Origin of the sequence: Ideonella alba, from assembly GCF_018069845.1 — a bacterium.
GTDB lineage: Bacteria > Pseudomonadota > Gammaproteobacteria > Burkholderiales > Burkholderiaceae_C > Ideonella > Ideonella alba.
Window position 1 is genome coordinate 123,643 of sequence record NZ_JAGQDD010000002.1, and the last position, 25,809, is coordinate 149,451.

Below are 25,809 nucleotides of genomic sequence, written 5' to 3' on the forward strand. Positions count from 1 at the left end.
CTCAGCGCGCGGAGGCCAGCAGGTGGTCCAGCGCCGCGCCGACTTCCTCGTCGGTCAGCTTGGGGTTGCCGGCCTTGGGCGGCATCGCGCCCTTGCCCTTCAGGGCCGAGTTCAGCAGGGCCTCGCGCCCGGCCTCCAGGCGCGGCGCCCAGGCGGCCTTGTCGCCGAACTTGGGCGCGTTCGCCAGACCGGGCACGTGGCACATCGCGCAGTTCTGGTTGTAGACCGTGGCACCGTCGGCGGCCGCGGCCAGCAGCGGTGCGCACAGCGCCAGGGTCAGCAGGGTCTTCGTCATCGGGGTCTCCTCGGTGGGTGTCAAATGCGGTGCCGCTTGGCGCAAGCCGTGTGCCAGGCGTGAGCCTGACCGCGTAACCGTTTCCGCGTGCGCCAACCGGCACCGGCCACAGGGTTCACCCGGGGATCTGACCCGCGGGGCGTGCCAGTGCGGCGCGGCCGCGCCAGATCGGGACAGCGTCCCCGCGGCCGCGCCGCGGCCCCTGATCGGTTCCAATAGGGGCATGAGCCGACCCCGCAGCTGGCTGCGCCGCTTCCAGGCGGCCCGTCTGGCCACCTACCTGATCGCCCTGTGGAAACTGGCGCGCCACCAGCGCACGCCGCGCCTGGCCCGCTGGGTGGCGCTGGCCGTGCTGGCCTACGCCGTCAGCCCGATCGATCTGATTCCCGACTTCATCCCGGTGCTGGGCCAGCTGGACGATCTGGTGCTGATCCCGGCCGGCGTGGCCCTGGTCGTGCGGCTGACGCCCAGCGAGGTCTGGCAGGACTGCCTGCGCGCCGCCGAGACCCAGGCCGAGGTCCTGCCCAGGCTGCGCGGCGGCATCTTCCTGATCGTCGCGGTGTGGCTGCTGCTGCTGATGCTCTTCGTCTGGTGGCTGGGCAGCACCGTCTGGACGGGCGCCTGAGCCGCCTCAGGCGCGCATCAGCGTGCTCTTGCCGAACAGGCTCTCGATCAGGTCCACCGCCAGCTCGGCGGTCTTGTTGCGCAGGTCCAGCGCCGGGTTCAGCTCGACCACGTCCAGGCTGCCCAGGCGACCGGTGTCGGCGATCATCTCCATGCACAGCTGCGCTTCCCGGTAGGTGGGGCCGCCGGGCACGGTGGTGCCCACACCGGGCGCGATCTCGGGGTCGAGGAAGTCGACGTCGAAGCTGACGTGCAGGTGGGTGTTGGCGTCCAGCGTGGCCAGCGCCAGCTCCATCGTGTGGCGCATGCCCATCTCGTCGATGTAGCGCATGTCGAACACCTCCAGGCCCGCCTGGTGCACGAACTTCTTCTCCCCCGGGTCGACGCTGCGGATGCCGATCTGGCGGATCCACTTCGGGTTGATCGCCGGCACCTGGCCGCCGATCTCGATCAGCTCGCGCGGGCCGTGGCCGCACAGGCAGGCCACCGGCATGCCGTGGATGTTGCCGCTGGGTGTGAGCTCGTTGGTGTTGAAGTCGGCATGGGCGTCCAGCCACAGCACGCGCAGCTTTTTGCCGGCCTCCCGGCAGTGCCGCGCCACCGCGCTGATCGAACCCAGGCCCAGGCAATGGTCACCGCCCAGCAGAATGGGCAGACGGCCCAGCGCCAGCTCGGCATGCACCGCCTCGTGCACCAGGCGGTTCCAGGCCACCACCTCGGGCAGATGGCGGTAGCCATCGACCGGCGGCTGCCAGGGGTTGGCCGGCCCGGACAGGTTGCCGCGGTCGACCACGTTCACGCCATGGCTTTCCAGGATGGCGCCGATGTTGGCCACCCGCAGGGCCTCGGGGCCCATGCTGGCGCCACGCGCGCCGGCACCGATGTCGGTCGGTGCGCCGATCAGGGAGACAAGAGGGTGCATGGGGCCGCATTGTGCGCGCGCCCGCGCCGCCGATCCTTCGGTCGTTCCCCCGGCTGACCGAACATTCCTTCGGCTACCATGGCCCGGTCGACACCAAGACGGAGGCGCGCGATGCCCGTGATCGCCGTGGCCAACCCCAAGGGCGGGGTGGGCAAGAGCACCTTGGCCACCAACCTGGCCGGCTGGCTGGCCCGTCAGGGCCATGCCGTGATGCTGGGCGACCTGGACCGGCAGCAGTCGTCCTGCCAGTGGCGCGCGCTGCGCCCGCCGCAGCTGCCTCCGATCGCCGGCTGGGAGCTGCGCGAGGGCGGCCTGGTGCGCCCGCCCAAGGGCACCACGCATGCGGTCATCGACACCCCGGCGGGGCTGCATGGCAAGAAGCTCGACGCGCTGCTGCGCATCGTGGACCGCCTGCTGGTGCCGCTGCAGCCCAGCCTGTTCGACATCCAGGCCACGCACGCCTTCATGCAGTCACTGCGTGAGCACCCGCGCGCCGAGCGCATCGACGTGGCGCTGGTGGGCATGCGCGTCAAGGACCACACGATCGCCCGCGAACGGCTGGAGGAATTCGCTGCCACGCTGCAGGCGCCGATGGTGGCGATGCTGCGCGACACCCAGAACTACGTGCACCTGGCCGCCCACGGCCTGACGCTGTGGGATGTGGCGCCGGGCCGGGTCGAGCGCGACCTCGCGCAGTGGGCGCCGCTGACCGACTGGCTGTCCCGTCAATAGGGGGCCGCACGTCAGGGCCAGGTGGGTTGCTGCGGCTAGCATCGGGTCATGGTCCACGCTGCTCGCCTCGCCAAAGTTCTTCTGGTCGACGACCATCCGCTGATCCTGTCCGCGCTGAAGGCCATGATCGAGCAGATGCAGCCCGGCGTCCAGGTCACCGCCCTGCCCAGTGCCGCCGCGCTGCGCGAAGCCTTGCAGACCGACAGCGAGCAGGACCTGGTGCTGCTGGACCTGCAACTGGGTGACGCCCAGGGCTTTGACCTGCTCAGCACGCTGCGCAGCGGCTACCCGCAGCTGCCAGTGGTGGTGATCTCGGCCTCGGACCGCGCGGTCGATGTGCTGGCCGCGATCGACCTGGGGGCGATGGGCTACCTGCCCAAGCGCATGAGCACCGAGGCGCTGGCCGATGCGCTCAAGCTGGTCATGGAGGGCGGCATCTTCGTGCCGCCGCTGCCGCTGGCCGACCTGATGGCGGTGTCCGGGCCGGGTTCGGTGTCGGCGCCCGATGCGGTCTATGCCGGCAAGCTGTCGGTCGACGACCTGGGCATCACGCCGCGCCAGACCGACGTGCTGCACCTGCTGCTGCAGGGCCTGCCCAACAAGGACATCGCGCGCCGCCTGGGCCTGTCGGTCGAGACGGTCAAGGACCATGTGCAGGCGGTGCTGCGCTCGCTGGGCGTGTCCTCGCGCACCCAGGCGGTGCTGGCGGTCTCGCGCATGGGGGCCTCGAAGCGCCGGCTGCGCATCGGCGAGCCGCCGCCGGGCGAGGGCGAAGCGGCCGAGTGAGGCCGGCCCCGTCGCGCGCTCGGTGTGGATCAGTGCGGCGTGTAGCTCAGCCGCACATAGATCGGCGCGAAGGCCTCGGCCTGGGTCAGCTCCAGCAGGCGCTCGCGCGCCAGCTCGAGCATGGCGATGAAGGTGACCACCATCACCGCCGGTCCGCGGGTCACGTCGAACAGGTCGCGGAATTCCACGAAGCGCTCGCCCTGCAGGCGGCGCAGCACCACGCTCATGTACTCGCGCACGCTGAGCTGCTCGCGGGTGATCTTGTGGTGCTGGTGCAGCTTGGCGCGCTTCATGATGTCGGCCCAGGCGGCGCGGATGTCGTCGGCGTCCACCTCGGGAAAGCGCGGCGTGATCGCCTGCTCGATCGTCACCTGGGCGCGCAGCACATCGCGGCCCAGCTGGGGCAGGGCGTCCAGGCGGGCCGCGGCGAGCTTCATCTGCTCGTACTCCAGCAGCCGGCGCACCAGCTCGGCGCGCGGGTCTTCCACCTCCTGGCCGTCCTCGCTCTTCTTGGGCGGCAGCAGCATGCGCGACTTGATCTCGATGAGCATCGCCGCCATCAGCAGGTAGTCGGCCGCCAGCTCCAGGTTGTGGCGGCGGATCTGCTCGACGTAGGCCAGGTACTGGCGCGTGACATCCGCCATCGGGATGTCGAGGATGTTGAAGTTCTGCTTGCGGATCAGGTAGAGCAGCAGATCCAGCGGGCCCTCGAAGGCCTCGAGGAAGACCTCCAACGCATCGGGCGGGATGTAGAGGTCGGTGGGCAGCGCGAACAGCGGCTCGCCGTACAGGCGCGCCACGGCGATGCCGTCCACCACCTGCGGGGTGTCGGCCTCGGGCGCGGGCGGCGCGGGGGGCAGGACGTCGTCGTTCACGCGCAGCGGGGCCGGGCCGGTGTCAGCCCGGCGGGGCTCACTTCTTCTGCGCGAAGTAGACGTAGGCGGTCTGCGGCACCTTGGCGGCGCGGTAGGCCGCGGCAGCGTCGGCGTCCTGCGGGCGGTCCCACAGCAGCGAGCGGCCGGCCTGCTGCTCGGATTCGAGCGTCGGCTTCTTCGCCTTCAGCTCATTGATGAACTGGGTGGCGTCGGACTGGTAGGGCTTCCAGAAGAGCGGCATGGCGTGGGGGGTGGTTCGGCGAAACCCCTGATTTTAGGCCAGGGGCTGACACCGGGCCTTCAGGCCGTCCGCCGCACGCGGACAATCGCCCGATGACCGAGACCGAGCTGAAGTTCCAGATCCCCGTCGCCGCGCTGCCGGCCCTGCGCGAGGAACTGCTGGCCCGCGGCGCCACGCCGCAGCCGCTGCGCGCGCTCTACCTGGACACGCCCGACGGCCGGCTGTCGGCCGCCCGGGCCGCGCTGCGCCTGCGCCTGGAGGGCGACAGCGGCTGGGTGCAGACCGCCAAGGCCCTGGGCGCCGATGTCATGACCCGCCTGGAGCACGACGCCCCCATCGGACCGGCGCCGCAGCCGCCGGCCGTGGACCTGGCGCGCCACGCCGGCACGCCGGTGGCCGCAGCGCTGCAGGCCGCGCTGCAGGACGCCGTCGCCCCGCTGGCCGTGGTCTTCGAGACTGACGTGCAACGCCTGCAGCTGGACTGGCCGACCCCCTCGGGCGCCTGGGTCGAACTGGCGCTGGATGAGGGAACGGTGCGGGCCTCGGGCCGCTCGCAGCCACTGGCCGAGATCGAGTTCGAGCTGCGCAGCGGCGAGCCGGCGGCGCTGCTGCACCTGGCGGCCGAGGCGGTGGGCCGCCACGGGCTGTGGCTGGACACCCGCAGCAAGGCCGAGCGCGGCCACCTGCTGGCGCGCGGCCTGCCCGCCACGCCGCCGCGCGCCGTGCCGCGCCCGGCAGTCAGCGTACCGGCCCGCGCCGCCGTGGCCCGGCTGCTGGAGGGTGTGCTGGCCAGCGCCAGCGTGCTGGCCGACCCGGACATGACCGCCGAGGCCGCCGCCCCGCACCTGAGCGCCTGGCTGCGCGGCCTGGCGGACCTGCTGCAGGTGCTGGGCCGTGCGGCGGCCGATGAAGCCCCACCCGACCCGGCCTGGGCCGAGACCCTGGTGGCCCTGCTGGCGCCGCTGGATGCCCAGCCGATGGTGGGCGCCGCCGCCCGGGTGGCCCGCGGCGAGCGCTGCAACCGGCTGATGCTGGCGCTGCTGGGCTGGTCGCAGCCGCTCTGACCCCCCCAGCCTCCACCCTGGCCTAGGGGGATGGTCGGCCGCAGCCGACCCGCGGGAATCCGTTTGTACGAGGGACGGGCCGGCAGTGGCCGGACCGCACAGACCTCAACCGTTCGGAGCCCCCATGCACATCCACCTCAAGCCCTTCGTCCTGGCCGCCCTGGTCAGCCTGTCCGCCCTGGCCGCGTCGACCCAGGCCGCGGGCCATGCCAACGCCGATCACCCTGCGGTGGCCCAGCAGCGCCTGGCCGCCCAGGCCGGCATCGACACCAACCATTTCCGGGTGCAGCCGCCGGCCACCGTGACCTGGGCGGTGCGGACGGACACCCCGGTGCGCCATGCCAACGCCGGCCACCCGGCCGTGGCGCAGCAGCGGCTGGCGGCACAGACGGGCGTCGACGCCAACCACTTCCTGGTGCAGCCGCCTGCGTCGGTGACCTGGATCGACCTGCCCACCCCCACCCGGCTGGCTGCCGCGGCGCGCTGAGTCAGAGGGCCTCGACGCCCGGGATGATGGCCTCGGCGCCCAGCTCGGCGGCAAAGCCCGAGCGCTGGATCAGCCCCAGCGGCTGCGGGTTCACACTGGCCAGCACCAGCGCGATCCCGCGCCCTTTCAGCGCGGTGTGCAGTTGCTCCAGCGCGTCCAGGCCCGAGGTGTCCATCGACACCAGGCGGTGCATCTCCAGCACCACGGTGCGGGTGCCCTCGGGCACCTGCTCGGGCAGCGCCTCGATCTTGCCAACGGCGCCGAAGAACAGCGAGCCGAACAGCTCGAACACCTCGTTGCCCGGCGGCAGGCCCTCGCGCGGCACATGGGTCACGCTGAACAGCGTGCCCATGCGGTAGATGAAGAAGCCACAGGCGGCCAGCAGGCCCATCTCCACCGCCACCGTCAGGTCGAACACCACGGTCAGCACGAAGGTGCCCACCAGCACCGTGCGGTAGGGCAGCAGGAACTGGCGCAGCCGCGCGAACTCGCGCCATTCGCCCATGTTCCAGGCCACGAACAGCAGAATGCCGGCCAGCGCCGCCAGCGGTACGTGCTGGGCCAGCGGCGCCGCCACCAGCACGATCACCAGCAGCGTCAGCGCATGCAGCATGCCTGCCACCGGCGTGCGGCCGCCGGCACGCACATTGGTGACCGTGCGGGCGATCGTGCCGGTGGCCGGGATGCCGCCGAAGAAGGGCGTGACGAAGTTCGCCACGCCCTGGGCCATCAGCTCCTGGTTGGGGTCGTGGCGCGGGATCTCGGCCATGTTGTCGGCCACGCGCGCACACAGCAGCGACTCGATCGCGCCCAGCAGCGCGATGGTGATGGTCGGGATCACCAGCTGCTTGGCCGTGGCCCAGGTGAACTCGGGCAGCTCGAAGGCGGGCAGCGACTGCGGGATGCCGCCGAACTTGCTGCCGATGGTCTCCACCGGCAGCGACAGCAGTTGCGCCACCGCCGTGGCGCCGGCCAGCGCGATCACCGTGCCCGGCACCTGGGCGGCATGGCGGCGGAACTTGTCGCGCCAGGTGAGCGGTCCGACCGGCATGGTGTAGCTCTTGGGCCAGACCACCACCAGCACCAGGCAGGCCAGGCCGATCGCCACGGCCCAGGGGTTGACGCTGTCCAGGTGGCGCGCCAGCGTGGCGATCTGCGAGAAGAAGTCCCCCGGCATCTTCGCCACCTGCAGGCCCAGCAGGTCCTTCAGCTGGCTCAGCCCGATCAGCACCGCGATGCCGTTGGTGAAGCCGATGACGATGGACACCGGGATGTAGCGCACCAGCGCGCCCAGCTTCAGCCAGCCCATCAGGAACAGCAGCAGGCCGGCCAGCGAGGTGGCGATCAGCAGATTGGCCAGCCCGTAGCGCTCGACGATGCCGTAGACGATGACGATGAAGGCGCCGGCCGGGCCGCCGATCTGCACGTTCGAGCCGCCCAGCGCCGAGATCAGGAAGCCGGCGATGATGGCGGTGAACAGGCCGGCTTCAGGCTTGACACCGGAGGCAATGGCGAAAGCCATGGCCAGCGGCAGGGCGACGATGCCAACCGTCAGGCCGGCGCCGAGATCGGCCAGGAAACGCCCGCGGTCGTAGCCCTGCAGGGCACTCAGCAGGCGGGGGCGGAACGGCTGCAGCCGGTCACGCGAGAGGAAAGACAGCATGGGGACTCCGGTGGATGAGGGGCAGGTGGCTGAGCTGCCCGCGCCGGAGGCCCGCAGTGGTGCACCCGGGCGATGAAGCGGCGCCGGCGCGTCGGCCAGCCGACGCGCGGTGCTTCACAGATGACCACGGGTTTCATGGGGGGATTGTCGCGCGTCGCGGCCCTGGCCGGCAATGCGGGCCGACGGCGGGGTGATGGCGCCGCGTTTGCGGGGTTTCGGCCCGCCTGTTAAGGCGACTGCCCTGACACCGGCCCGGGTATGGTCAGCGGACCGTGCGGCCCGCCTCGTCGCGGCCGCTTCCTTGATCTGGAGACACGCTTGAGAACCTTCTCTTCGCTGGGTGTGATCGCCCGCCTGACGCTGGCCTTTGGTGTGCTGCTGGCGGTGCTCGCTGCCAATGCCGGCCTGAACCTGTGGCAGCAGTCGCAGACCACCGCGATGATGGCCGAACTGGCCGCGCAGTCCGACAAGCTGCGCCTGGTCGACCGCTGGGCCGCCCTGTCCGAGTCCACCTCGGTGCGCATCATGGCGGTCAACAAATCGGGCGATGAGGCCATCTCGGCCCTGTTCGGTCCGGAGATCGGCCCCAAGGTGAAGGAGGTCGGTGAGCTGTTCCGCCAGATCAAGGGCCTGGCGACCCGGCCGGAGGAGCTGGTCTGGTTCGAGCAGATGACGCCCAAGCGCGAGGCGCTGCTGCAATCGCTGAAGGACATGGCCGAGTACCGGAAGGTCGGCGACATGCCCGCCGCCAGCACCATGTTCGACACCGCCTTCATGCCGGCGCAGAAGGCCTACAACGAACACATCCAGGGCTTTGTGCGGATGCAGCGCGACTACCTGGAGCGCGAAGCCGCCGAGACCGCCGCCCGCGGCCGCCAGCAGGCCCTGCTGGCGCTGGGCGTGGTGTCGGTGCTGGCGCTGGGCGGTGTGGTGGTGGCGCTTGGCGCACTGGGGCACATCCGCCGCTCGCTGGGCGAGGCGGTGGCGGTCGCGCAATCGGTGGCCGCCGGGGACCTCAGCCGCCCGGTGCAGGTGCGTGGACAGGACGAATTCGCCACGCTGATGCGGGCGATGGCCGAGATGACCGACTCGCTCAAGCGCATTGTCCACCAGGTGCGTCAGGGCACCGACGGCATCGCCACCGCGTCGGCGGAGATGGCGCAGGGGAACAACGACCTCTCGCAGCGCACCGAGCAGCAGGCCGGCAATGTGCAGGCGGCGGCCTCGGCGATGGACCAGATCACCGTGTCGGTGCGGCAGAACGCCGAGCATGCGCGCCAGGCCAACGCCCTGGCCCAGGCCGCCAGCGAGGTGGCCCAGCGCGGCGGCGAGGCCGTGGCCCGGGTGGTCGACACCATGGGCCAGATCAACACCGCCTCGCGCCGGATCGAGGAGATCATCGGCGTGATCGACGGCATCTCGTTCCAGACCAACATCCTGGCGCTCAATGCCGCGGTCGAGGCGGCGCGCGCCGGCGAGCAGGGCCGCGGCTTCGCGGTGGTGGCGGGCGAGGTGCGCAGCCTGGCGCAGCGTTCGGCCGGCGCGGCCAAGGAGATCAAGGACCTGATCGCCGACTCCACCGACAAGGTGCGTGTGGGCAGCGAGCAGGTCGAGGGCGCGGGACGCACGATGGACGAGATCGTCGCCTCGGTGCAGCGGGTCAGCACGCTGGTGTCAGAGATCACCCACGCCACCGCCGAGCAGGGCAGCGGCATCGCCAGCGTCGGCCAGTCGGTCAGCGAGATCGACCGGATGACCCAGCAGAACGCCGCGCTGGTGGAGCAGGCCGCTGCGGCGGCGGAATCCATGCGCCGCCAGGCCCAGGACCTGGAGCAGGCGGTGGCGGTGTTCCGCGTCGGCCGCTGACGGGCCGCGCGGCATGAAGAAGGGCGCCCCAGGGGCGCCCTTGTCGTTGGCGGCGGCGCCCCTTCAGCGCACCCGCATGCCCGGCTGCGCGCCGGGGAACGGTTCGAGCACGAAGATGCCTGGGTTGGCCTTCTCGTCGGCATGGCTGGCGGCCAGCACCATGCCTTCGCTCACGCCGAACTTCATCTTGCGCGGCGCCAGGTTGGCCACCATCACGGTGAGCTTGCCCACCAGGTCCTCGGGCCGGTAGGCGCTCTTGATGCCGCTGAACACGTTGCGGGTGCGCCCCTCGCCCACGTCCAGCGTCAGACGCAGCAGCTTGTCGCTGCCGTCCACAGGCTCGGCGTTGACGATCCTGGCGATGCGCAGATCGACCTTGGTGAAGTCGTCTATTCTGATCTCGGGCGCCAATTCCTCGCCGCCCGGCACCACCTTCGGCGCCGGCGGCGGCGCCAGCAACTCGTCGAGCAGCTTGGCGTCCACGCGTTGCATCAGGTGCTTGTACTCGCCGATCACGTGGCCGCCCAGTGCGCGCGCGGCATCGGCGAACGCGAAGGGCTCGACCTTCAGGAAGGCCTCGACCTGCGCCACCAGGGCCGGCAGCACCGGCTTGAGGTAGATGCTCAGCAGGCGGAAGGCCTCGATGCAGGTGCTGCAGACATCGTGCAGCGCGGCGTCGGCGCCGTCCTTCTTGGCCAGCTCCCAGGGCTTGTGGGTGTCAACGTACTCGTTGACCTTGTCGGCCAGCGCCATGATCTCGCGCAGCGCCTTGCCGAACTCGCGCTCCTCGTACAGGGCCTCCACCGCGCTGCGGTGCGCGCGCAGGGTATCCAGCAGGGTGCGACCTTCGACGCCCAGGTCGGCGCTCAGGCGACCGCCGAAGCGCTTGCTGAGGAAACCCGCGGCGCGACTGGCGATGTTGATGTACTTGCCCACCAGGTCGGAATTGACGCGGGCGATGAAGTCATCGGGGTTGAAGTCGATGTCCTCGACCCGGGCGTTGAGCTTGGCGGCGATGTAGTAGCGCAGCCACTCGGGGTGCATGCCCAGTTCCAGGTACTTCAGCGGGCTGATGCCGGTGCCGCGGCTCTTGCTCATCTTCTCGCCGCCGTTGACGGTGATGAAGCCGTGCACATTGACCTTGTCGGGCGTCTTGCGGCCGCTGAAGTGCAGCATCGCCGGCCAGAACAGGGTGTGGAAGTAGGTGATGTCCTTGCCGATGAAATGCACCTGCTCCACCGCCGGGTCGCGGAAGAAGGCGTCGTAGTCCAGGCCCTTCTTGCCGAAGTAGTTCTTCAGCGAGGCCAGGTAGCCGATCGGCGCGTCCAGCCAGACATAGAAGTACTTGCCCGGCGCATCCGGGATCTCGATGCCGAAGTAGGGCGCGTCGCGGCTGATGTCCCAGTCGCCCAGGCCGCCCTGGCCCTGCTCGTCCTTGGCGAACCACTCCTTGATCTTGTTGAGCACCTCGGGCTGCAGGCGGCCCGGCTCGTGCGTCCACTGCTCCAGAAAGCCCACGCAGCGCGGGTCGGACAGGCGGAAGAAGTAGTGGTCCGAGGTCTTGAGCACCGGCGTCGCGCCCGACAGTGCCGAATACGGGTTCTTCAGCTCGGTGGGCGCGTAGACCGCGCCGCAGACCTCGCAGCTGTCGCCGTATTGGTCCTTGGCGCCGCACTTGGGGCACTCGCCCTTGATGAAGCGGTCGGGCAGGAACATGCCCTTGTCGGGATCGAAGAACTGCTCGATCGTCTTCACGTCGATCAGGCCGTTGTCGCGCAGGCCGCGGTAGATGTCCTGCGCCAGCTGGTGGTTCTCGGGCCCGTCGGTCGAGTGCCAGTTGTCGAAGCTGATGTGAAAGCCGTTCAGGTACTGCGGGCGGCCGGCGGCCACCTCGGCGACGAACTGCTGCGGCGTCTTGCCGGCCTTCTCGGCGGCGATCATGATCGGCGCGCCATGGGCATCGTCGGCGCCGACGAAGTGCACTTCGTGGCCCTTCATGCGCTGCGCCCGCACCCAGATGTCGGCCTGGATGTACTCCATCATGTGCCCGATGTGGAACGGGGCGTTGGCGTAGGGCAGGGCGGTGGTGACGAAGAGCTTGCGGGTCATGGTGCGGCCAGGGGCACCGGGCTCCACGCGGGCCGGCGGCCCGCCTGCAGGGCCCGGCGCCGCAGGAAACCGCTGATTTTACGGCGCGCAGGGGATGGACAGGGTCATCACCGCGCGGCACCCTGGAGGCCAGGAAGGACCACCGCCATGAGCACCCGCCGAACCAGCCTGCGCGCCGCCGCCGGCCTGTTGTCCGCCGCCGCCCTGTCCCCGGCCGAGGCCCAGACTGCGCCGCCCGCGCGCGACCAGCGCTGGGTGGTCGTGCACCGCCCGGGGCCGGCCTGGCAGCCCGGGGTCAGCCTGTTCGAGCAACCGGGCCTGGACACCCACATTGCCCACTACCGCCGCTGGCAACAGGAGGGCAAGCTGGCCCTGGGCGGCCCGTTCATGGACGGGTCGGCCGGCGGCATGATGATCGCGGCGGCCGGCGTGCCCGAGGCCGAGGTGCGCGCGCACGCCCAGTCTGACCCGGCGGTGCAGTCGGGGCTGCTGACGGCCGAGCTGCGACCCTGGCTGATCGGCATGCGCGGCACGGCTTGAGCCGCGGCAAGCCGCGGGGCGGGCCGGTCGGGCACGATCACCGGCGATGCACCTGCTGATCGACACCCTGGCCCTGTGCCTGCTGCTGGCCTCGGCCGAGACCCTGCACGGCATCGCCCGCACGCTGTGGGTGGCGCCGCGCCTGGGCAAGCAGCGCGCCCAGCGCTGGAGCGTCCTGAGTGGGTCGCTGCTGGCCTTCGCACTGTGCTGGTGTCGGGTGCCTGGTTTCGGTCTGCAGGGTGCGGCGCCGCACCTGGTGCTGGGCGCGGTGCTGGCGCTGTTCATGGCCGCCTTCGACCTGGCCTTGCTGCGCTGGGTGATGCGCCGGTCCTGGCGCGTGGCGCTGCAGGATCTGGATCCGCGCCACGGCAACCTGCTGCTGCTGGGCCTGGGCGCGCTGTTCACAACGCCGTGGCTGACCTCGGTCCTGCGGGGCGGGGCCTGATTCAGCCGCCCTCGAAGCCCTGCAGCACGCTCACCACGTTGTCGCCGATCTCGGCCACCGCGTAACCGCCTTCCAGCACGAACACCGTGGGCAGGCCCAGCGCGGCCAGGCGCGTGCCCAGGCGGGTGAACTCGGGGCCGCGCAGGTGGAAACGCGAGATCGGGTCGCCCTCGAAGGTGTCCACGCCCAGTGAGACCACCAGCGCCTCGGCGCCATGGGCGGTGATGCGGCGGCAGGCCGCTTCCAGCGCCTCGAACCAGCGCGTGTTGTCGCTGCCGGCGGGCAGCGGGTAGTTGGCGTTGAAGCCCAGCCCGGCGCCCGCGCCGGTCTCGTCGGCGTGGCCCAGGTAGAACGGGTACTCGGTGCGCGGGTCGCCGTGGATGCTCTGGAACAGCACGTCCGACCGGTCGTAGAAGATCTGCTGCGTGCCGTTGCCATGGTGGTAGTCCACGTCCAGCAGCGCCACCCGGGCGGCGCCGCCATCGACAAAGGCCTGCGCCGCGATGGCGGCATGGTTCAGGAAGCAGTAGCCACCGTAGAAGTCGGTGCCGGCATGGTGGCCGGGCGGCCGGGCCAGCGAGAACGCAGCGCGGGCGCCCTGCGCCACCGCGGCCTGGGCCGTCAGCGCGCAGTGGGCACCGGCCAGCGCCGCCGTCCAGGTGCCGGCGGTGATCGGGCTGCCGCTGTCGAAGGAGTACAGGCCCAGCTGGGCCACCAGGTTGTCAGGCTCGATGTCGTCGCGAAAGCCGCGCGTCGGCCACACGGCCGGCAGCAGGTCGCGCGTGCCGCCCTGCGCGGCCCAGGCGTCCCACACCCGTGCCAGGAAGGCCAGGTAGCGCGGCGCGTGGATGCGCTCGATCGGCGCCAGGCCGTGGTCGTCGGGCGCACGCACCTCGCCCAGCCCGGCGCGCTGGAAGGCCTGCAGCACGAAATCGGCGCGCTCGGGCTTTTCAAAGCAGGGCACCAGCTCGCCACGGTAGATTTCGTGGGTGCCGGCATGGCCACGGTGCAGGGGGGAGTGGACGCAGAGCATGCCGTGGATTCTGCCCTCGCGCCGACCATGAGCCCGCCGGGGTGGCCGGCTGTGCGGCCGATCGGGTTCAGTCCAAAGGCGCCACCAGCGCCGCCTGCAGCTCCAACTCCACCGTCGCGTTCTTCGGCAGCGAGGCGACCCCGATGGTCGTGCGGGCGTGACGGCCGGCCTGGCCCAGCACCGCCACCAGCAGCTCCGAGGCGGCGTCGGCCACCTCTGAGTGCTGGCTGAAGCCTGGCCCGGCCTGCACGTAGACGCCCACCCGCAGCAGCTGCGCCACAGCGTCGAGGCTGCCCAGCTGCTGGCGCAGCAGCGCCAGCGCGCGCAGTGCGCCGATGCAGGCGGCGCGGCGGGCCTCGTCCAGCCCGACTGCCTCTGCCGGACCGGTGACCACCACCTGCTGGCCGATGCGCGGCACCTGGCCGCTCACGTGGGCGATGCCGGCATGCAGCAGCAGGGGCTGGTAGTTGCCGCCCACCAGCAGGGGGGCATCGGGGTCCAGACCCAGGGCGCGGGCCCGGTCCAGCAGACGTTGGTCGCGGTCGGAGGGCATTGCCCGATTCTCGCCGTGGCTGGGGCGAGAATGTCCGGCACTTCACCATGAACGGCCCTCGATTCATCCGTTTCGCCGAGCTGCCCGCCGGCCTGGCCGCCCTGACTGCCACGGCACGCGGCATGGAGGAGGGCCGCTTCAGCCGTGCCTCGGCCGAGGCTTTTGGCGAGCTGGCCCGCGCGACCCGGCTGGCTGGCCGGATCCAGGAGGTGCGCAGCTGCATCAGCATCAGCCCCGATGTGCCCAGCGGGCCAGACGATGCCGATTGCCGCTTCGTGGCGGGCTACCTCTTCGGCCATGACCTGCGCACCGGGCAGGGCGCCGGCGAGCGCCCGGCGGTGACGATGCACGGCTCGCTGGCTTGGTGGCCGCTGGCCAGCGGCCGATACGCGGTGTTCGGCCACGAGGGGCCGCAAGACACGCTGGCCCAGGCCTGGCGCGAGGTCTTCGACACGGCCTTGCCCGCCATGGGCCTGCAGGCCAGGGCGGCGCCGCTGGACCTGATGGTCGATGACCGCCGTGACACGCCGGCCCAGGCGCTGCGCACCGAGATCTGGGTGCCGGTCTGAAACGACGCGGGCCGCCCGAAGGCGGCCCGTGGCAGGGTGACGAAGGCCTCAGGCGGCCGCGTCGCTGATCAGACCCATGTCGGCCGAGGACATCAGGGCCTGGATGTCCATCAGGATCAGCATGCGCTCGCCGACGTTGGCGATGCCGGTGATGTAGGACATGTCGACCTGGGCATTCATCATCGGCGCCGGCTTGATGGCGTCGCCGCCCAGCTCCAGCACGTCCGACACCGCATCCACCACCGCCCCCACCACGCGGCCGCGGATGTTCAGCACGATCACCACGGTGAAGGCATTGAACTCGGCGCTGGGGCAGTTGAGCTTCACCCGCAGGTCGATGATCGGCACGATCACGCCGCGCAGGTTGACCACGCCCTTGATGAACTCGGGCGCATTGGCGATGCGGGTGGGCTGCTCGTAGCTGCGGATTTCCTGCACCCGCAGGATGTCGATGCCGTACTCCTCGCCGCCCAGGCGGAAGGTCAGGAACTCGCCGTGGGCAGTGGCGGCGGCGGTGGCGCCGCGGGCGTCGGCCTGGCCGCTGCGGGCGGCTTCGTGGCGGGCCACGTGGCGGGCTTCGGTGATCATGTCCATGGCGAGGTCCTTGGAGGGCGGTTCAGGGGTTCAGAAGGGTTCATCGGCCGTTGGCGGGCACACTTGAGCGGCGGTGTCAGAAGGTTTCCCAGTCGCCGTCGCCGCTGGCGCCGGCCAGGGCGGGGACGGGCATCGCCGACGGGCGGGCGGCCGCCATCGGGGTGGCCGGGGCGGGCGCCGCCTTCGGCGCCGGCCGCGGCACGGGCCGTGACGGCGCCTGCGCCGGCGCGCTGGCGGCCAAGGTGAGCGGCGTGGCCACATGCCCCGGCAGGCGGAAGCTGCCCACCAGGTTGGCCAGGCCATTGGCCTGGGTGCGCATGCTGTCGGCAGCGGCCGCGCTTTGCTCCACCAGCGCCGCGTTCTGCTGGGTCATCTGGTCGAGCTGGCCGACGGCCAGGCTGATCTGGCCGATGCCGTCGCGCTGCTCGCCGCTGTGGGCGGTGATCTCGGCAATGATGTCGGTGACGCGCTGCGAGGAGCCGACGATCTCGGTCATCGTGGTGCCGGCCTCCTGGACCAGGCGCGAGCCGCTCTCGACCTTCTCCACCGAGGCCGCGATCAGCGCCTTGATCTCGCGCGCGGCGTCGGCCGAGCGGCCGGCCAGGCTGCGCACCTCGCCGGCCACCACCGCAAAGCCACGGCCCTGCTCACCGGCACGCGCGGCTTCCACCGCGGCGTTGAGCGCCAGGATGTTGGTCTGGAAGGCGATGCCGTCGATCACGCCGATGATGTCGGCGATCTTGCGCGAGGCCTGGTGGATCTCGTCCATCGTGCTGACCACCTGGGCCACCACCTCGCCACCGCGCTGGGCCACCGAGCTGGCCGAGCTGGCGAGCTGGTTGGCCTGGGCGGCGGCGTCGGTGCCCTGGCGCACCGACTCGGTGAGCTGGGTCATCGACGACGCGGTCTGCTGCAGCTGGCTGGCGGCGGTTTCCGTGCGCTGCGACAGGTCCTGGTTGCCGGTGGCGATCTCGCTGCTGACGCTGGCGATGCTGTCGGCCGCCTGGCGCACCTGCTGCATCGACGACTGCAGGCGCTCGACCATGCGCGCCAGGCTGCGCTGCAGTGCGCCGATCTCGTCCTGGCGGTCGGTGTCCACGCGCACCGTCAGGTCGCCTTCGGCGACCGACTCGGCGGCGTGCGAGGCGCGCGACAACGCGCGGGCCACGCTGACCAGCAGCCGGGCGCCCACGCCCACGGCCGCACCGGTCAGCAGCAGCGTGGCCACCAGCAGGGCGATGGTGATGCGGTCGTTGGCGGCCAGGTCTGCCGCCTGCTCGGTCCGGCTGGTGGCCAGGATGGCCTTCTGCATCTCGACCAGCTGCGCCGCCAGCTCCTTGTAGGCCGCGTCGGCGCCTTGCATGGCCGCGATGCCGGTGTTGGGGTCGACCGAGGCCAGGTCCAGGGCCTGCGTGGCCTGCTTGGCATAGGTGGCCAGGGCCGTCTGCACCTTGGGCACGGTGACCGGGGAGTCGCCCAGGTCGGACGGGTCAATCGTCTGCGACAGGCTGTCGTCGATCGCCTTGCTGCCGTTGGCAATGCCCTCCATCAGGGACTTGAGCCCGGCCTCGTCGATCGAGCCGATGATGCTGATGCCGCGGTACGCCGAGGAATGCAGCTGGCCCAGACGGGCCTGGGCATCGGCCAGCGCGCGGACTTCGCCCAGGCTGGTTTCATGGTTGCGGGCGGCCTTGGCCGCCTGCAGGTGGCTGCCCACGCCCACCGCGGCGGCGCCAGCCAGGGCCACCAGGGCGGTGACCAGGGCGGGGGCCAGCAGCTTGGTGCCGAGTTTCATCGCGTTCTCCAGAGTCGAATCAGGCGGACCGTGTCAGCCCACGGGCCCCGGGCCGGCATCACTTGTAGATGCCGCCGCAGACGATGGTCTCGTCCAGCCGTTCGCAGTACATGGCCTTGGGTTCGATCTTCTTGGTCTCGGGGTTGGTGAACTTGTAGTCCTGCCAGAAGCTGGGCTTGGCCTTGGCCAGCTCGACGCGCTCGCGCACGAAAGCCTTGCCGTCCACGTCCTTCAGGTCGATCAGGTTCTTGCCCACCATCTTCTCGTTGGCGCCGTGGGCATGGACCATGCCGTCCATGCCGTAGACCACCAGGTAGAGGTCCTGGTGGCGGAACTGGCCGGTCTTGCTGGTGATCTCGGCGTAGCCCTTGTCCTTGCCGTTGGCCTTGATGAAGGCCAGGCCCTTCTTGACCATGGCGGTGGCATCGGCCTCGGTGGCGCCGCCTTCGGCGGCATGGGCGCCGATCAGCGCGATCGGCAGGAGCAGGGTGGCGGCGAGGAAGCGCTTCATGGCGTGTCTCCAGGGGGATGCGGACAGGGCCGCGGGGTCAGAAGGATTCCCAGTCATCACTCGGCCCGGCGCCGGGCGCGTTGGATGGGCGGGCGGGGGCGGGTAGGGGTGCCGGCGGCACAGACTGCGCACGGCTTTGCGCCTGTGCGATCACCTCGCGCGCGGCGCGGGCGTGCGATGCCTCGGTGGCGGCAGCGGGCGCCAGGCGGGGACGATCGTCCAGGTGGAAGGAATTGGCCGCCTGGTTCAGGCGGGCGGCCTGCTGCTGCAGGCTGTCGGCGGCAGCCGCGCTCTGCTCGACCAGCGCGGCGTTCTGCTGGGTCATCTGGTCGAGTTCCTGCACGGAGGCATGCAGCTCGAGGATGCCGCTGCTCTGCTGTTCGGCATCGACAGTGATCTCGCGCACGCGCTGCGACACATGGGTCACCGCGGCCGCCAGCTCGCCGATGCGCTCGCCGGTCTCGCGCACCTGCTGGGTGCCGCTGTCGACTTTCTCGCCGGAGCTGAGGATCAGGCTGCGGATCTCGCGCGCCGCCTCGGCCGATCGTCCGGCCAGGGTGCGCACCTCGGAGGCCACGACCGCGAAGCCGCGGCCCTGCTCGCCGGCGCGTGCGGCTTCCACCGCGGCGTTCAGCGCCAGGATGTTGGTCTGGAAGGCGATGCCGTCGATCACGCCGATGATGTCGCTGATGCGCCGGCTCGACTGGTTGATCTCTTCCATCGTCGACATCAGCTGCTGCATCGACGCACCGCCGCGTTCGGCGGCGTCCGAGGCGTCGCGGGCCAGGCGGTCGGCGTCGCTGGCGGCAGCGCTGCTGTGGTGCATGGTCTCGCTCAGGCGCTGCATGCCCGACGCGGTGCGCTGCAGGTAGCCGGCGGCGCGCTCGGTGCGCTGCGACAGGTCGAGGTTGCCGCTGGCGACCTCGCGGCTGGCGGTGTGGATGCTTTCCGCGCTGTCCTGCATCTGGCCGACGGTGCGGCGCAGGCCGTCGCGCATGGCGACCACCGAGCGCATCACGTCGCCGATCTCGTCGGGGCGGGTGGTGTCGAGCTGCACGCGCAGGTCCCCCTCGCCGATCTGGCGGGCGGCCCGGGCCAGTTCGGCCAGCGGACGGCAGATGGCGCGCACCAGCAGCGTCGAGGCCACGGCCAGCGCGGCGGCCACCAGCACCGAGACACCGGCCACCAGCCAGACGGTGCGCATGCGTTCCTGGCTGGTGCGCACGTGCAGGGCCTCGGCCAGCTGTTCTTCCAGGGTCACCAGGTCGGTCAGCGCCGCGCGGTAGGGCGTCAGGCCGGCCAGGTCCGCGGGCAGTGTGGCCAGACGGGCCAGGGTACGGCGTTCGTCCTCACTGGTGGCCAGCGGGCTCAGGCGCTGGCGCAGGGCTTCGATGCGGGCGGGCTGTTCCGCGGCCGGCGCACCGGCCGACAGACGGGCCTCCAGGGCCGAGACCTCGCCCTGCCATTGGTGGGCCAGGGTCAGGCGGGTCTGCTGGTCGCGCGAGGCTTGTCCGGCAGCCTCGATCAGGCTGCGGGTGCGCACGGCGGCGATGACACTCATCACCACAAGCATCACGATCAACACCAGGGTCGGCGTCCACAGCCGGGTCGAGAGTTTGAGCGTCATGGGTCGGCGGCGTTCAGAACGTGGTCCAGTCGTCGTCACCGGCGGTGGCGGTGGCGACGGGGACGGGGGCGGTCGGTGCCGGGGCCACGGCGGGCGACGGGCGCCGGACGACCGCGGGAGTGACCGCGACGGCCGCGGCGGGCTTCGGGGCCGGCGGCGCTGCGTCCACGGGGGCGGCGTGGCGCGGGGCTGGCGCCGCATCGCCCAGGCGGAAGGTGGCCACCAGCGTGTTCAGGCTCTCGGCCTGCTGGCGCAGGCTGGCCGCGGCGGCGGCACCCTGCTCGACCAGCGCGGCGTTCTGCTGCGTCATCAGGTCCAGACTGCCGATGGCCTCGCTGACGTGGCCGATGCCGCTGCTCTGCTCCTGGCTGCTGGCGGCGATCTCCTGCACGATCTGGGTGACGCGCTGGACCGAGCCGACGATCTCGTCGATGGTCTGGCCGGTCTCGCGCACCAGGGACGAACCGCTCTCGACACGCTCGGTCGAGCGGCCGATCAGCTGCTTGATCTGGCGCGCCGCGTCGGCACTGCGCTGGGCCAGCGTGCGCACTTCGCCGGCCACCACCGCGAAGCCGCGGCCCTGCTCGCCGGCCCGTGCTGCCTCGACGGCGGCATTGAGCGCCAGGATGTTGGTCTGGAAGGCGATGCCGTCGATCACGCTGGTGATGTCGGCGATCTGCCGGCTGGCCTGGGCGATCTCATCCATGGTCTGCACCACCCGCCCCATGGCCTCACCGCCACGGCGGGCCACCTCGCTGGCCGAGCTGGCCAGTTCGCTGGCCTGGCGGGCCGACTCGCTGCCCGACTGCACGATGTGGGTGAGTTGCTGCATGTGCGAAGCGGTCTGTTGCAGATCGCCCGCCGCCCGCTCGGTGCGCTGGGACAGGTCGAGGTTGCCGCTGGCCACTTCGGCGCTGGCGACGCGGATGTTGTCGGCGCTGTCGCGCACCTGGGAGACGATGGCGCGCAGCGCCTCCTGCATCGATGACAGGGTCCGCATGAAGCGAGTGACCTCGTCCGACCCCTGGCTGTCCAGGCGCCGGGTCAGATCGCCATCGGACACTGCGGCAGCGGCGGCGGTGGCGTGGCCGAGCGGATCGGTGATCGACCGGGTGGTGGCCCACATCAGGCCGATGAAGCCGGCCAGCAGCAGCAGCACGGCGACCAGGCGCAGCATCGACAGGCGTTGCGCGGTGGCCATGGCCTCGGCCTCCTGGGCCTCCAGCGCGGTCTTCTCCGCCTGCGACCAGGCTTGCACCGCCTGCCGGGCCTGCTCCAGCGACTGGGCGGCCCGCTGCGCATAGGCGTAGCCGGCCGCCGAATCCATCTTGGCATCCACCACCTGCTGCAGCACGTCGCGGACTTCCTTGGTGTAGCCCTCCAACCCTTCGCGGGCCGGTGCCAGCAGCGCCGCCCGTTCGCCCTGTGCCAGCCTGGCCAGCGCGGCGCGTGCGGTCTCGACGGCCTTGGCCCAGGCTGCCTGGGTCTCGCCAGCCTCGACGGCGTTGTTGCCGGCCAGCAGGACACCCTGCTCCAGCCGCTGGATATGCTCCAGCGCCAGGCGGATGCCGGCGTCGCCGGCGGTGAATTCGGCCTGGCGCTGCAGCAGGGCTGCGCCATGGTCCTGCTGCTGTCGCAGCGACCAGGCGGCCCACAGGCCCAGCACGATGATGGCCACGGCCAGCAGCACGATGCTGCCCAGCAGACGCTGGCGAATGCTCAGGCGACGCAGCAACTCCTGCATGTCAGTCCTTTCAGGCGGGCAGACGGAAGGAGCCCACCACCTCGGCCAGCGTGCTGGCCTGACCCCGCAGGTGTTCGGCGGCGGCGGTGCTCTGCTCAACCAGGGCGGCGTTCTGCTGGGTCACGCGGTCCAGGTCGGTGACGGCGGCGTTGACCTGGCCGATGCCACGGCTCTGCTCGGCGGCTGCGTGGGAGATCTCGCCGATGATGTCGTTGACGCGCTGGACCGAGGCGACGATGTCCTGCATCGTGGTGCCGGCCTCGCCCACCAGGCGCGTGCCGTTCTCGACCTGTTCGACGCTGGCGCCGATCAGGCGCTTGATCTCGCGCGCCGCGTCGGCGCTGCGCTGCGCCAGGCTGCGCACCTCACCGGCCACGACCGCGAAGCCGCGGCCCGATTCACCGGCGCGGGCGGCTTCCACCGCGGCGTTGAGCGCCAGGATGTTGGTCTGGAAGGCAATGCCGTCGATCACGCCGATGATGTCGGCGATGCGGTGCGAGGCGGCATTGATCTCGTTCATCGTCTGCACCACCTGGGCGACGACCTCGCCGCCGTGGCTGGCCACGCCGGTGGCAGCCTGTGCCAGGCCGCTGGCCTGCTGGGCGTTGTCGGCGCTGTGGCGCACGCTGCCGGTCAGCTCTTCCATCGAGCTGGCGGTCTGCTGCAGGCTGCTCGCCGCCTGTTCGGCGCGCTGGTTCAGATCGGCGTTGCCCGAGGCCACCTCGCCCGAGCCCATGCGGATGCTCTCGCTGGCTTCGCGGACGCGGCCGACGATGCGGCCCAGGCCGCCCTGCATCTGGTCCAGGGCGCGCAGCAGGTCGGCCAGTTCGTCGTGGCCGCGGGCGTCGATGCGGCGGGTCAGATCGCCGTCGGCGATGGCCAGGGCCACCTCGCGGGCCTGCACCATCGGCCGGGTGATCGAGGCCGAGTTGGCCAGCGTCAGCGGCACCACGACGAACACCGCCATCGCCAGCACGGCCAGGAAGGCGAGCGTGGTGCGCTGCATCTGCGCGTCGAAGGCGGCGCGGGTCTCCTCGACCTCGGACTGCAGGATCGCATCGATCTTGGTCAGATCGGCATCGACCGATTCGATGTGCTGCTTGCCACGGGCGAACATCTTGTCAGCGGCACGGGCGTTGTCGTAGGCACCGTCCTGGATGCGCACCAGCAGCGACTCACCGAACTTGACGTAGGCATCCAGTTCCGCCAGCGCATGACGGGCCAGCGGGTTGTCCTCGTCTTCCTCGCCTTCGAGCATGGCATTGAGGAACTGGCGCAGCGAGGCCGCTTCCTTCTGCCACTTCTCGCGGTGCGCCAGAACGGCCACACCGTCCTCGTAGTCGATCAGCATGTTGCGCTCATGCAGCCGCATCTCGCCCAGGTGGGTGTGCATCGCCGAGGCGTTGTTGATCTCGGCGACCGAGTGGTGCATGAACTCCTCGCTCAGCGAGGACAGGTGCCGGCCGCCCACCAGCGCGGCCACGCCGACCAGGGCGAACAGACCGAGGACGACACCGATCGCGCCAAGCATTCGCAGGCGGATGGAGAATCGCCGCATCAGGGGCATCAGGGCGTTGAACAAGACAGACTCCAGGTAATGCGTGAGGAGCGCGGGAGGAAGCGGCGGGCGGTGCTCAGTGGCGCGAGCGGCGCACCAGGGCGCCGACGTCCAGGATCAGCGCCACGCGGCCGTCGCCCATGATGGTGGCGCCCGACACGTCGTTGACCTTGCGGTAGTTGGCTTCCAGGTTCTTGACCACCACCTGCTGCTGGCCGAGCAGTTCGTCCACCAGCAGGGCGACGCGGCCGCCTTCGGCCTCGACCACCACCATGATGTTGGAGACGTTGTCGAACTCGAAGCGCGGCACATCGAAGACCCGCTCCAGGTCGATCACCGGCATGAACTCGTCGCGCACTTCGACCACGCGGCCGGTGCCGCCGATGGTCTTGATCATCGACTTGTCGACCTGGAAGGACTCGACCACCGAGGACAGCGGCAGGATGTAGACCTCCTCGCCGACACCGATGCTCATGCCGTCCATGATGGCCAGCGTCAGCGGCAGGCGCACCCGCACGCTCATGCCGTAGCCCTCGGCCGAGTCGATCTCGACCGAGCCGCCCAGCGCGGTGATGTTCTTCTTCACCACGTCCATGCCGACACCGCGGCCGGAGACGTCGGTGACCACCTCGGCGGTGGAGAAGCCCGGCGCGAAGATCAGGCCGTAGACCTCCTGGTCGCTCAGGCTGTCGGGCGCGTCGATGCCGCGCTCGCGGGCCTTGGCCAGCAGCTTGGCGCGCGACAGGCCCTTGCCGTCGTCACGCACCTCGATGACGATCGAGCCGCCCTGGTGCGAGGCGACCAGGGTGACGGTGCCGTGTTCGGGCTTGCCCTTGGCCAGGCGTTCGGCCGGCAGCTCGATGCCGTGGTCGCAGCTGTTGCGCACCAGGTGGGTCAGCGGGTCGGTGATCTTCTCGACCAGGCCCTTGTCCAGCTCGGTGGCTTCGCCCTGGGTGACCAGCTCGACCTTCTTGCCCAGCTTGCTGGCCAGGTCGCGCAGCATGCGCGGGAAGCGGTTGAAGACCATCGACATCGGAATCATCCGGATCGACATCACCGCTTCCTGCAGGTCGCGGGTGTTGCGCTCCAGGTCGGTCAGGCCCGACAGCAGCTGCTGGCTGAGCTGCTGGTCGCTGTCGCGGCTGTTCTGGGCCAGCATGGCCTGGGTGATGACCAGCTCACCCACCAGGTTGATCAGCTGGTCGACCTTCTCCACCGACACGCGCAGCGTCGACGAGTCCAGACCCTGGCCGGCGTTCTTGGCCTCGGCCTTCGGGGCGGCGGGCTTCGGTGCGACCGGCGCGGGCGCGGCAGCGGCCGGCGCGGCCGGGCTGGGCGTGGCGGCGGCAGGTGCCGGGGCGCTGGCGCCCGGCGAGCCCGGTGCATCATCGAAGAAACCATAGCCCGGATCGACGGCCGGTGGGGCGACCTCGGCGGGCGCGCCGGGGTTGCCGTCGTGGAAGCCGTAGCCGGGACCCAGTGGCTGCAGCTGCATGCGCTCGCGCGCCACATGGAAGGTGAACAGGTCGAGCAGGTCGTCGTCGCTGCTCGCCGTGGTGATCTTGAAGCGGCGCATGCCGTCGGCGTCGCGGCCGGCGTCCAGCGGCTCGATGCTGCCCAGGTCGGTGATCTCCTTGAACAGCTCGGCCAGGTTGTCGGCCTGTGCGGGATCGTCCAGCGGGCCGACGGTCAGCTCCAGCGTGCGCACCGCGCTGCCCGACGCAGCGGCTGGCGCCGCCGGGGCCGCCGGGGCCGCAACCGGGGCCACTGCCACCGGCGCGGGCGCGGCGGCGGCAGCAGGCGCGCCGCCATCGGCCAGCGCGCGGATGTGGGCGACCAGGTCGCGGGTGTCCAGGGCCTCGCCGGCGCCACCGGCCTGGTGGCGGGCGAGCAGGCTCTTGAGCGCGTCGCCGGCCTGCAGCAGCACGTCGACCATGGCCGTGGTGGGGGTCAGCTCGTGGCGGCGCAGCTTGTCCAGCAGCGTCTCCATCTGGTGGGTCAGCTCGGCCACGTCGTTGAAGCCGAAGGTGGCGGCGCCGCCCTTGACCGAGTGCGCGCAGCGGAAGATCGCGTTGAGTTCCTCGTCGTCGGCGGCGGTGACGTCGAGCTCGAGCAGCTTCTGCTCCATCAGCTCGAGGTTCTCGCCGGCTTCCTCGAAGAAGACCTGGTAGAACTGGCTCAGGTCGATGCCGGCGCCGGTCTGTCCGGATTCGTGGTGCATGGTGTCGGCCATGGGAGGCTCCTGGTCGTTGTCGTGGCGGGCCGTGCAGGTCCGTTGGCGCAGGTCAGCGGATGACCTTACCGATCACCTCGATCAGCTTCGCGGGGTCGAAGGGCTTGACCAGCCAGCCGGTGGCGCCCGCGGCGCGGCCAGCCTGCTTCATCTGGTCGCTGGACTCGGTGGTCAGGATGAGGATCGGCGTGCCCTTGAACTTCGGGTTCTCGCGCAGCTTCTTCACCAGGCTGATGCCGTCCATGCGGGGCATGTTCTGGTCGGTCAGCACCAGGTTGAAGTCGCGCTGGTTGGCCTTTTCCCAGGCGTCCTGGCCGTCCACCGCCTCAACGACGTTGAAACCGGCGTTCTTCAGCGTGAACGACACCATCTGGCGCATCGAGGGAGAGTCGTCAACGGCAAGGATCGAGTGCATGGCAGTTCTCCAGAAATCTTTCGGTGCAGGCGGGATGGGTGGGTCAGAAGAGTTCGATGGACCCGGCGTCCATCTCGTCCTGGGTCACGGGATTCGGTCGGCCTGGGCCTTCCTCGACGATGGTTTCCCCTTCGGGGTCCTCGCCCATCGCCTCGGCGGCGATGCGGTCCGCGCAGTTGCGCAGACGTCGGTGGGTGTGGGCAATCAGCTGCGTGGCCATGTCGTGGAACTGCAGCGCGGTGATCGCCCCGGCGAGTTCGGTCATGGCCTGGTTCAGCGCGCCGTCGTCGTCGCCACCCTCGGCCAGGATGGCCAGGTCGCGCAGCACGTGCTTGATGCGGTCGGTGGCACCGTAGAAGTGCCCCGACAGCGTCTCGCTGGCGTCGTCGAGCAGACGTTGCAGGCGCTCCAGATCGTTGCTGGCCACCATCAGGTGGTCCTGCAGGTCCGCGGCCATCAGCAGCGGAAGGGCAGCGCCGGGGTCCGGTGGCGGAGTCTCGTTGAGTTGCATCGGCGTTCCACGCGAGT

The 25,809-nt window shown here is 70.8% G+C and carries 26 protein-coding genes; 9 read left to right on the plus strand and 17 right to left on the minus strand.

The features are described from left to right. Position 1: 1 nt before the first annotated feature. Positions 2–295 (minus strand): c-type cytochrome, encoded by a 294-nt coding sequence (locus KAK03_RS04220; protein ID WP_210851935.1) that lies wholly within the window; start codon positions 293–295, stop codon positions 2–4. 223 nt (positions 296–518) lie between these two features. Between KAK03_RS04220 and KAK03_RS04225 the strand changes: the two genes are divergently transcribed. Continuing rightward, complete coding sequence (locus KAK03_RS04225; protein WP_210851936.1) at positions 519–920, plus strand: YkvA family protein; 402 nt, start codon at positions 519–521, stop codon at positions 918–920. A gap of 6 nt (positions 921–926) precedes the next feature. Here the strand turns inward: KAK03_RS04225 and rocF are convergent, their stop codons facing one another. After that, on the minus strand, positions 927–1,841 hold the full coding sequence (rocF, locus tag KAK03_RS04230) for an arginase (protein WP_210851937.1): 915 nt from the start codon (positions 1,839–1,841) through the stop codon (positions 927–929). Between the two features lie 111 nt (positions 1,842–1,952). On the opposite strand from rocF, the gene KAK03_RS04235 reads away from it, so the two are divergent. Further along, positions 1,953–2,573, plus strand: coding sequence for a nucleotide-binding protein (locus KAK03_RS04235; protein WP_210851938.1), 621 nt, complete (start codon positions 1,953–1,955; stop codon positions 2,571–2,573). 48 nt (positions 2,574–2,621) lie between these two features. Then, a complete protein-coding gene (locus KAK03_RS04240; protein WP_210851939.1) occupies positions 2,622–3,359 on the plus strand; it encodes a response regulator in 738 nt (245 codons plus the stop codon). 29 nt (positions 3,360–3,388) lie between these two features. On the opposite strand, the gene KAK03_RS04245 is transcribed toward KAK03_RS04240, so the two are convergent. Then, a complete protein-coding gene (locus KAK03_RS04245; RefSeq protein WP_210852238.1) occupies positions 3,389–4,240 on the minus strand; it encodes a segregation and condensation protein A in 852 nt (283 codons plus the stop codon). A gap of 31 nt (positions 4,241–4,271) precedes the next feature. Next, positions 4,272–4,475 (minus strand): DUF3460 family protein, encoded by a 204-nt coding sequence (locus KAK03_RS04250; RefSeq protein WP_210851940.1) that lies wholly within the window; start codon positions 4,473–4,475, stop codon positions 4,272–4,274. 92 nt (positions 4,476–4,567) lie between these two features. Here KAK03_RS04250 and KAK03_RS04255 point away from each other — a divergent pair, with 92 nt between their 5' ends. Next, the gene (locus KAK03_RS04255) at positions 4,568–5,539 is read left to right on the plus strand and encodes a CYTH domain-containing protein (RefSeq protein WP_210851941.1); all 972 of its coding nucleotides are present in this window, start codon (positions 4,568–4,570) and stop codon (positions 5,537–5,539) included. 124 nt (positions 5,540–5,663) lie between these two features. Then, complete coding sequence (locus KAK03_RS04260) at positions 5,664–6,026, plus strand: hypothetical protein (RefSeq protein WP_210851942.1); 363 nt, start codon at positions 5,664–5,666, stop codon at positions 6,024–6,026. A gap of 1 nt (position 6,027) precedes the next feature. Here KAK03_RS04260 and KAK03_RS04265 read toward each other — a convergent pair whose 3' ends face one another. Continuing rightward, entirely contained in the window at positions 6,028–7,689 is a 1,662-nt protein-coding gene (locus KAK03_RS04265; protein WP_210851943.1) for a SulP family inorganic anion transporter, read from the minus strand. A gap of 318 nt (positions 7,690–8,007) precedes the next feature. On the opposite strand from KAK03_RS04265, the gene KAK03_RS25345 reads away from it, so the two are divergent. Further along, entirely contained in the window at positions 8,008–9,555 is a 1,548-nt protein-coding gene (locus KAK03_RS25345; protein WP_310738471.1) for a methyl-accepting chemotaxis protein, read from the plus strand. Positions 9,556–9,618: 63 nt separating this feature from the next. Here KAK03_RS25345 and metG read toward each other — a convergent pair whose 3' ends face one another. Further along, on the minus strand, positions 9,619–11,664 hold the full coding sequence (gene metG / locus KAK03_RS04275; protein WP_210851945.1) for a methionine--tRNA ligase: 2,046 nt from the start codon (positions 11,662–11,664) through the stop codon (positions 9,619–9,621). 147 nt (positions 11,665–11,811) lie between these two features. Between metG and KAK03_RS04280 the strand changes: the two genes are divergently transcribed. After that, positions 11,812–12,204, plus strand: coding sequence for a YciI family protein (locus tag KAK03_RS04280; protein WP_210851946.1), 393 nt, complete (start codon positions 11,812–11,814; stop codon positions 12,202–12,204). A 46-nt stretch (positions 12,205–12,250) separates the two neighbouring features. After that, positions 12,251–12,649 (plus strand): hypothetical protein, encoded by a 399-nt coding sequence (locus KAK03_RS04285; protein ID WP_210851947.1) that lies wholly within the window; start codon positions 12,251–12,253, stop codon positions 12,647–12,649. A 1-nt stretch (position 12,650) separates the two neighbouring features. Here KAK03_RS04285 and KAK03_RS04290 read toward each other — a convergent pair whose 3' ends face one another. Continuing rightward, a complete protein-coding gene (locus tag KAK03_RS04290) occupies positions 12,651–13,682 on the minus strand; it encodes a histone deacetylase family protein (RefSeq protein WP_210851948.1) in 1,032 nt (343 codons plus the stop codon). A gap of 67 nt (positions 13,683–13,749) precedes the next feature. Further along, the gene (locus tag KAK03_RS04295) at positions 13,750–14,235 is read right to left on the minus strand and encodes a RidA family protein (protein WP_210851949.1); all 486 of its coding nucleotides are present in this window, start codon (positions 14,233–14,235) and stop codon (positions 13,750–13,752) included. 47 nt (positions 14,236–14,282) lie between these two features. On the opposite strand from KAK03_RS04295, the gene KAK03_RS04300 reads away from it, so the two are divergent. Then, positions 14,283–14,804, plus strand: a complete 522-nt coding sequence (locus KAK03_RS04300; protein ID WP_210851950.1) for a GyrI-like domain-containing protein — start codon at positions 14,283–14,285, stop codon at positions 14,802–14,804. Between the two features lie 48 nt (positions 14,805–14,852). Here the strand turns inward: KAK03_RS04300 and KAK03_RS04305 are convergent, their stop codons facing one another. The 9 genes from KAK03_RS04305 to KAK03_RS04345 all read right to left on the minus strand — a co-directional run bounded on the left by KAK03_RS04305 (position 14,853) and on the right by KAK03_RS04345 (position 25,792). Next, positions 14,853–15,398, minus strand: a complete 546-nt coding sequence (locus KAK03_RS04305; RefSeq protein WP_210851951.1) for a chemotaxis protein CheW — start codon at positions 15,396–15,398, stop codon at positions 14,853–14,855. A 76-nt stretch (positions 15,399–15,474) separates the two neighbouring features. Continuing rightward, on the minus strand, positions 15,475–17,193 hold the full coding sequence (locus tag KAK03_RS25350) for a methyl-accepting chemotaxis protein (protein WP_210851952.1): 1,719 nt from the start codon (positions 17,191–17,193) through the stop codon (positions 15,475–15,477). A 58-nt stretch (positions 17,194–17,251) separates the two neighbouring features. Then, positions 17,252–17,704: a cache domain-containing protein gene (locus tag KAK03_RS04315; protein WP_210851953.1), complete on the minus strand. Its 453-nt coding sequence runs from the start codon at positions 17,702–17,704 to the stop codon at positions 17,252–17,254. A gap of 37 nt (positions 17,705–17,741) precedes the next feature. Beyond that, the gene (locus KAK03_RS04320; RefSeq protein ID WP_210851954.1) at positions 17,742–19,331 is read right to left on the minus strand and encodes a methyl-accepting chemotaxis protein; all 1,590 of its coding nucleotides are present in this window, start codon (positions 19,329–19,331) and stop codon (positions 17,742–17,744) included. Positions 19,332–19,344: 13 nt separating this feature from the next. Then, on the minus strand, positions 19,345–21,075 hold the full coding sequence (locus tag KAK03_RS04325) for a methyl-accepting chemotaxis protein (RefSeq protein WP_210851955.1): 1,731 nt from the start codon (positions 21,073–21,075) through the stop codon (positions 19,345–19,347). A 10-nt stretch (positions 21,076–21,085) separates the two neighbouring features. After that, positions 21,086–22,657, minus strand: a complete 1,572-nt coding sequence (locus KAK03_RS25355; protein ID WP_310738472.1) for a methyl-accepting chemotaxis protein — start codon at positions 22,655–22,657, stop codon at positions 21,086–21,088. 52 nt (positions 22,658–22,709) lie between these two features. After that, a complete protein-coding gene (locus tag KAK03_RS04335; protein WP_210851956.1) occupies positions 22,710–24,866 on the minus strand; it encodes a chemotaxis protein CheA in 2,157 nt (718 codons plus the stop codon). A 52-nt stretch (positions 24,867–24,918) separates the two neighbouring features. Beyond that, positions 24,919–25,281 (minus strand): response regulator, encoded by a 363-nt coding sequence (locus KAK03_RS04340; RefSeq protein ID WP_210800928.1) that lies wholly within the window; start codon positions 25,279–25,281, stop codon positions 24,919–24,921. A gap of 43 nt (positions 25,282–25,324) precedes the next feature. Next, the gene (locus KAK03_RS04345) at positions 25,325–25,792 is read right to left on the minus strand and encodes a hypothetical protein (RefSeq protein WP_210851957.1); all 468 of its coding nucleotides are present in this window, start codon (positions 25,790–25,792) and stop codon (positions 25,325–25,327) included. Positions 25,793–25,809: the final 17 nt, after the last annotated feature.